Annotated in this window: 7 protein-coding genes; 2 read left to right on the forward strand and 5 right to left on the reverse strand. The window is 45.1% G+C overall.

All coding sequences use genetic code 11. From position 1 onward, the window contains the following. Positions 1–4 precede the first annotated feature (4 nt). The 5 genes from EDC45_RS06840 to EDC45_RS06860 form a co-directional block, all read right to left on the reverse strand. Complete coding sequence (locus EDC45_RS06840; protein ID WP_133544811.1) at positions 5–427, reverse strand: hypothetical protein; 423 nt, start codon at positions 425–427, stop codon at positions 5–7. A gap of 115 nt (positions 428–542) precedes the next feature. Then, positions 543–1,376 carry a PTS mannose transporter subunit IID gene (gene manZ / locus EDC45_RS06845; RefSeq protein WP_133544813.1) on the reverse strand — a complete coding sequence of 278 codons (834 nt, stop codon included), beginning with the start codon at positions 1,374–1,376 and terminating at the stop codon, positions 543–545. A 14-nt stretch (positions 1,377–1,390) separates the two neighbouring features. After that, positions 1,391–2,188, reverse strand: coding sequence for a PTS mannose/fructose/sorbose transporter subunit IIC (locus EDC45_RS06850; RefSeq protein WP_133544815.1), 798 nt, complete (start codon positions 2,186–2,188; stop codon positions 1,391–1,393). Between the two features lie 21 nt (positions 2,189–2,209). Beyond that, positions 2,210–3,172 (reverse strand): mannose/fructose/sorbose PTS transporter subunit IIA, encoded by a 963-nt coding sequence (locus tag EDC45_RS06855; protein ID WP_133544817.1) that lies wholly within the window; start codon positions 3,170–3,172, stop codon positions 2,210–2,212. Between the two features lie 228 nt (positions 3,173–3,400). After that, positions 3,401–3,955, reverse strand: a complete 555-nt coding sequence (locus EDC45_RS06860) for an RBBP9/YdeN family alpha/beta hydrolase (protein WP_133544818.1) — start codon at positions 3,953–3,955, stop codon at positions 3,401–3,403. A gap of 258 nt (positions 3,956–4,213) precedes the next feature. Between EDC45_RS06860 and EDC45_RS06865 the strand changes: the two genes are divergently transcribed. Continuing rightward, on the forward strand, positions 4,214–5,722 hold the full coding sequence (locus EDC45_RS06865; protein ID WP_133544820.1) for a sodium-dependent transporter: 1,509 nt from the start codon (positions 4,214–4,216) through the stop codon (positions 5,720–5,722). Further along, positions 5,723–5,815: a methionine/alanine import family NSS transporter small subunit gene (locus EDC45_RS06870; protein WP_133544822.1), complete on the forward strand. Its 93-nt coding sequence runs from the start codon at positions 5,723–5,725 to the stop codon at positions 5,813–5,815. Positions 5,816–6,058: the final 243 nt, after the last annotated feature.

Consider the following 6,058-nt stretch of genomic DNA (forward strand, 5'->3'; position numbering starts at 1 on the left):
ATTTTTATTGCTGAGGTTGCTTGCCGTCGCCTTTCTTGTCTGCTACCTCGGCGAGCTTTAGCTCCGCATAATTCAATAATGCCTGTAATTCGGTTTTCCCTTTTTCAGACAACACCTTATTATCCTGTAAAATCTGTCGACCCCGGGCCTGAATAAAGCGCAGGTAATCCGGATTGCCGCCGCTTTCAAACTGACGTCGGGCGAAATACATATCCTTAAAGTCTTTATCGGCTTGGGAAATCAGCATTTTTTGTCCCATTAACACCATCAGTGCGATGCTCAGTACGATAATTGCGGCATAGCCGCCGTATTTTTCGGAGAGGTAGTACAACAAACCGGCAAGCACAAAAAGAAAGGTTACCAGACGCGAGCTGTTCTTGATATAACCTTCCGCCGGCGGCGGTTTGATTAATTGCTTCAGTTTCATATTATTCCTGTGCGTAAAAAGATTGATCGGGCAAAAGAGCGGTGGTTTTCGGCCATATTTTTTTATCCGCTTGAACAACGGAACGGCATTACCCGTTCCGTTGTTATCGGCCGAATTATGCCAGAACGCCGAAGTGATAGCCGAGAATACCTATGCCGAACAAAGCAAAGATAATATACATGGCATTAATTTTCTTGCGTAGCAACCACATACAAAGGAAGGTTAGCAATAATGCGGCCAGACCGGGCAAAAGCTGATCTAAAACGCTCTGTACGCTGGTTACGACCTGATTACCGAGCTGATCCTGATAACGGGAAAGCTCCAGGGGAATATTTATCGTCGTCCATTTAGATACCAACGAGCCCATAACAAATAGCCCGAGAATCGATGCGCCCTGAGTCAGTTTTTGCAAACGACCGCCGCCCATATCCTTCACAATTTCGGTACCTTTGGCATAACCGTACTGGAAGCCGTACCAACGGGTTAGCGCACGGAAAATATTTATTCCGATAAAGAATAAAAGCGGGCCGAGCAAGCTGCCGCTGATGGCCAGACCGGCACCGAGGGCCGCCAACACCGGGCGTAAGGTTCCCCAGAAAATAGGATCGCCCACGCCGGCTAAAGGCCCCATTAAACCGACTTTTACCCCGCTGATGGCGGCATCGTCAATATCCTTTGCACCGTTGGCCCGTTCCTGCTCCATGGCTGCGGTAACGCCGATAATAGAAGAGGCTACCCAGGGCTGCGTATTAAAAAATTCAAGATGACGTTTTAGTGCCGCCGCCTGATCTTCCTTATTACCGTAAAGACGTTTAATTGCCGGAATCATGGATACGCAGAAGCCCATAGCCTGCATACGTTCGAAGTTAAATGAACCTAATAAGAAGGTTGAACGCCAGTAAGTGCTGCGAATATCCGCTTTAGTTAATTCTTTTTTTGTTTGTAACATAATCTTATTCCTCGTTATAGACCTTCAAGTTCATCATCCGCCAGTTCGCGTTTCTGTGCAGCGACCGGCATTGCCGCCTGATTAAAGCGAGGGTTTAGCTGGATATACAGCATTGCTAGACAGGCGCCCAACATCCCCAGCCCCACAAGGTTATAATCGGAGAAAGAAGCGATAACGAAACCGATAAAGAAGAACGGCATCAGTGCGCCGGCCCGCATCATATTAATTACCATGGCATATCCCACCACTACAATAAATCCACCGGCAATTTGTAACCCGCGGGTTACAACTTCGGGAATTGCGTTTAGTGCGGCGGTAACCGTATCTGTACCTGCGACTAAGGCAACGGCAAAGGTCGGGATTGCCACACGCAGCGCCTGTAAGGACAGCCCGGCGAAATGACAGAGTTCGATACCGCGGAAATTCGCTTTGGCGGCATAATCGTCGGCCTTATGCTGTAGGAAAATCGTCAGGGTACGTACAAAAATGGTTAATACCTGTCCGGCGGCGGCAACCGGAATGGCAATGGCGATGGCGCTGCCTTTGTCCTGCCCGCCCTTAATAACCAGAATGGCGGCAATTACGCTGGCCAGAGCCGCATCAGGTGCCATAGCGGCACCCACGTTCATCCAGCCCAGGGCGATCATTTCCAGAGTGCCGCCGATAATAATGCCTGATTGTAAATCCCCGAGTACCAAACCGATTAATGTACAGGCCACCAGCGGACGATGGGTCTGACGTTCGTCCAGTACGCTCCCCATGCCGCAAATTGCGGCCACCAGGGTAACCAGAATAATTTCTATTGAAGTCATAAGATTTTCCTTCTCTCATTATTAAAATTGAATTGCATTCAGTTTTTGGGTGGTAATTTCCACTTTCGGGTTATTGGCGACTTGCTGCAGGCTTAAATGTACGCCTAATTCCAACAGTTTGTTAAAGGCTTCCACATCGGCCTTACTTACCGCAACCGCATCGGAAAGCAGCTTATTACCTTCTTTGTAGGTCATTCCCCCTACATTAACCGCTTCGACTTTTACTCCGCCTTCAATTAAGCGCAAAATATCCGCCGGACAAGTTACCAACCACAGAATATTTTTGCCGGCATATTTCGGATTGTGATAAACCTTAATGGCTTTCTCTACCGGGATTACATAGCATTTCAGATTTTCCGGAGCCACCTGTAACAATAAATCACGGCGTAAATCGTCCGACGCCACTTCGTCGCTAACGGCGAAAATAGCCTCACATTTCACCGCTTTCGCCCAGGAAGTTACCACCTGTCCGTGAATTAAACGACTATCGATACGTAATAAAGAAATATTCATATGAGCACCGCAAGCATCGCCGGAAAGGGGGGCGGCTTCGGCGGTCCGGTTCGGTTTGATAACGGATTTCGGCGTCGCCTGTTTATTGCGGAAAGATTTCACCGCGGCGACCCCCACTTCTTTTGCGGTTTCGACCAGGGCGTCCAATTCGGCGTCCTCTTTAGCATCCAGTACTTCCAGTAACATAGGCAGGCTGACGCCTGTTACTATATCCGTATTTTCCCGCTGTGCAGCGATTCTGCTTGCGGCGTTATAGGGGCTGCCGCCGAATAGATCCACCAGAAACAATAGCGGTTCCTTTTCCGGCAAGCTGTCGATAATGGCCTGATATTTTTCAACCAAATGTTCGCCCCCTTCACCCGGTAGAAAGGTAACCACATGGGTATTTTCATCTTCGCCGTAGACCATTGCGGCCGATTCTACCAGCGCCTGAGAAAATTTACCGTGTGTTGCAACGATAAGATGGGTCATTTTTATCTCCCTTATAGGTTAAAAATTAATAGAAAAAACGTTTCAGCTTTTAAGGTAAAAAAATCAAATCAGAATTAGTTTATTTTTAGAACAAAAATCGTCAAATAAAATCATTCTAATTTATGATCTTGATCACAGAATATTAGAAAGGGATAAAGTGCGGTGAAAAAAATAGGATTTTTCATCGCACTTTTTAAGAAAAGTACGCAAGGTTTAATACCTAAGGCTTCAACCGAGAATTTTCAGCACTTCCCGGTAAACCGGCATCAGTTGCGTACAGCCTTCCCGATCCAGAAAATGTCCGCCGCTTGCCAGCAGCTGATAATCGGCCTGTAGGTGACGGGCAAGTTGCTCCGAATAGGTACAGTTAACCACAGGATCATCGGCGGCGGCGATAACCGTACGGTAGGGGATTCTTTCAATTAAATCCGCATAATCCGGCATCGGGTTTAGAAAAGGATTTAGTTCGGGGAGATTAGGTAAAGTTCGGTCAAAACCGGATACCAAAATAACGCCCGCAATATTTGAGTACTGTGTCTGCAAATAGCTTAAGGTGGCGATACAACCCAGACTATGTCCCACAAAAATCGTATTTTCATCGCATTGTTCAATATGCTTACGGTGGTAATCCAACCATTGGCGGGGATCGGGATGATGGGAGTCCGGCATATCGAATATGGTTGTAAGCATATTATGTTTTGCTAGTACCCGCTTCAGCCAAGGAAACCAATGAGATCGGCTGTTGGCGGTGTAACCATGGGTAATATATAGACGCTTTTGCATAATTTTTCCCTGTTTTGTTATTTTTAAGCGCTCAGTATTTTATTTTATTATCTAATTTTAAACTTAGAAGTAATATTTTGTTTTATAATATTTTATGGTGTATTTAACTAAATATTTAGTTTGTTTTAGGTTTTTTATCTTATAATTTTATTTTTATTTGTGTTTTTTAGTGAAAAATAATTTGCGGTTGTTTATTGTTGTGTCTATAGTGGGAGAAAATTCTATATTGCATCAGACTAATTTTGAAGGTAATTGAACATGGCTAATCATTCTCCGCGGGAAACCTTTTCCGGCCGACAGGTGTTTATTTTCGCCGCCATAGGATCGGCAGTGGGGTTGGGTAATATCTGGCGTTTTCCTTACGTAACCTTTGATAACGGCGGCGGCGCCTTTATTATTCCTTATATTATCGCCCTACTGACCGCCGGTATTCCGTTGATTGTTTTAGATTATGCTATCGGTCATCGTTATCGAGGCTCCGCGCCTCTGGCATTTCGACGTATGAAAAAATCCTTTGAGCCTTTTGGTTGGTGGCAAGTTCTGATCAATGTGGTCATCGGATTATATTATGCGGTTATTCTTGGTTGGGCGGCGGTTTATACCTATTTTTCCCTGAGTAGTGCCTGGGGGGCGGATCCGGCGGATTTTTTTCTGCATAAATTTCTGCAAACGGCGGCGCAAACCTCAATAGGTTTTGAATTCGTCCCTCATCTGGTGGGGCCTTTAGCGGTAATGTGGATTCTTGCCGTTGGGATTTTAGCCTTGGGCGTACAAAAAGGTATAGGTAAATCCTCAATGATTTTCATGCCGGTTCTGGTGGTAATGTTCATCATACTGGTTATTATCTCGCTTACTTTACCGGGAGCGAGCAAAGGATTGAATGCTTTATTTACGCCGGATTGGACTAAACTGGCTCAACCTTCGGTGTGGATTGCCGCTTACGGACAGATCTTTTTCTCCCTCTCCATCTGTTTCGGCATTATGATTACCTATGCCTCTTACCTGAAAAAAGATTCCGATTTAACCGGTACGGGTGCGGTAGTGGGGTTTGCCAACAGCAGTTTCGAATTGTTGGCGGGAATCGGCGTGTTTTCAGCATTGGGTTTTATGGCGGTTTCCGCAGGGAAAGAGGTTAGTGAAGTAGCTTCTTCCGGTATCGGCCTGGCATTTATCGCTTTCCCGACCATTATCGATCAAGCGCCTTTCGGACGTCTAATCGGCATCTTGTTTTTCGGTTCCCTTACCTTAGCCGCACTGACCTCCTTTATTTCCGTATTGGAAGTCATTATTGCCGCAGTGCAGGACAAATTAAAGCTGGGACGGATACGTTCCACCTTAATGGTGGGTATCCCGATGGGAATTGTTTCCACAATATTATTCGGAACTACTACAGGATTACCTATTTTGGATACGGTGGATAAATTCGTAAATACTTTCGGTATTATCGCCGTCGCCCTTTGTTTTATTTCGGCGATTACCTTTAGCGGTTTATCTGGGATATTGATCACCCATATAAATCAGACTTCATCAATAAAAGTCGGAAAAAAATGGTGGCTGTTTGCCGGCATTATTACCCCGATTGTACTTGCTTATATGCTATTCAGCGAAGGATATAAAATTTTAACCGAAGGATACGGCGGTTATCCCGCATGGTTTATCAATACTTTCGGCTGGGGAATGTCCATAGGATTAGCGGCGGTGGGATTTTTGATTTCCCGCCTGAAATGGAAAAACGAACTGAAATTTTTACCGGATGAGGAAAAATAAATGAATACTGCAGCAATTATTATGATGTGTACGGCGTTAATAATTATCTGGGGAGGCCTGTTTGTCGCAATTAAACGTCTGCCGAAAGAATAAATAACAGAAGAATTGGGCTTAAAGGGAGTGATAAATAATAAAAAGGAAAAGTGCGGTGTTTTTTTCTGTATTTTTATATCGGACAAATGAAAATAGTCGGCTTTTGCCTAAAAATCCGACGTTCTGCAAAAAATATGAAAAAATCCTAAAAAAATACTTGCAAAGGTCATCGAAAGCCCTATAATACGCCCCACACAACGACGCGCTGTTGTGAAACAACAAAACATCCGGTGCGTCGTTATT

This window comes from Mesocricetibacter intestinalis (assembly GCF_004363295.1).
Taxonomy (GTDB): domain Bacteria; phylum Pseudomonadota; class Gammaproteobacteria; order Enterobacterales; family Pasteurellaceae; genus Mesocricetibacter; species Mesocricetibacter intestinalis.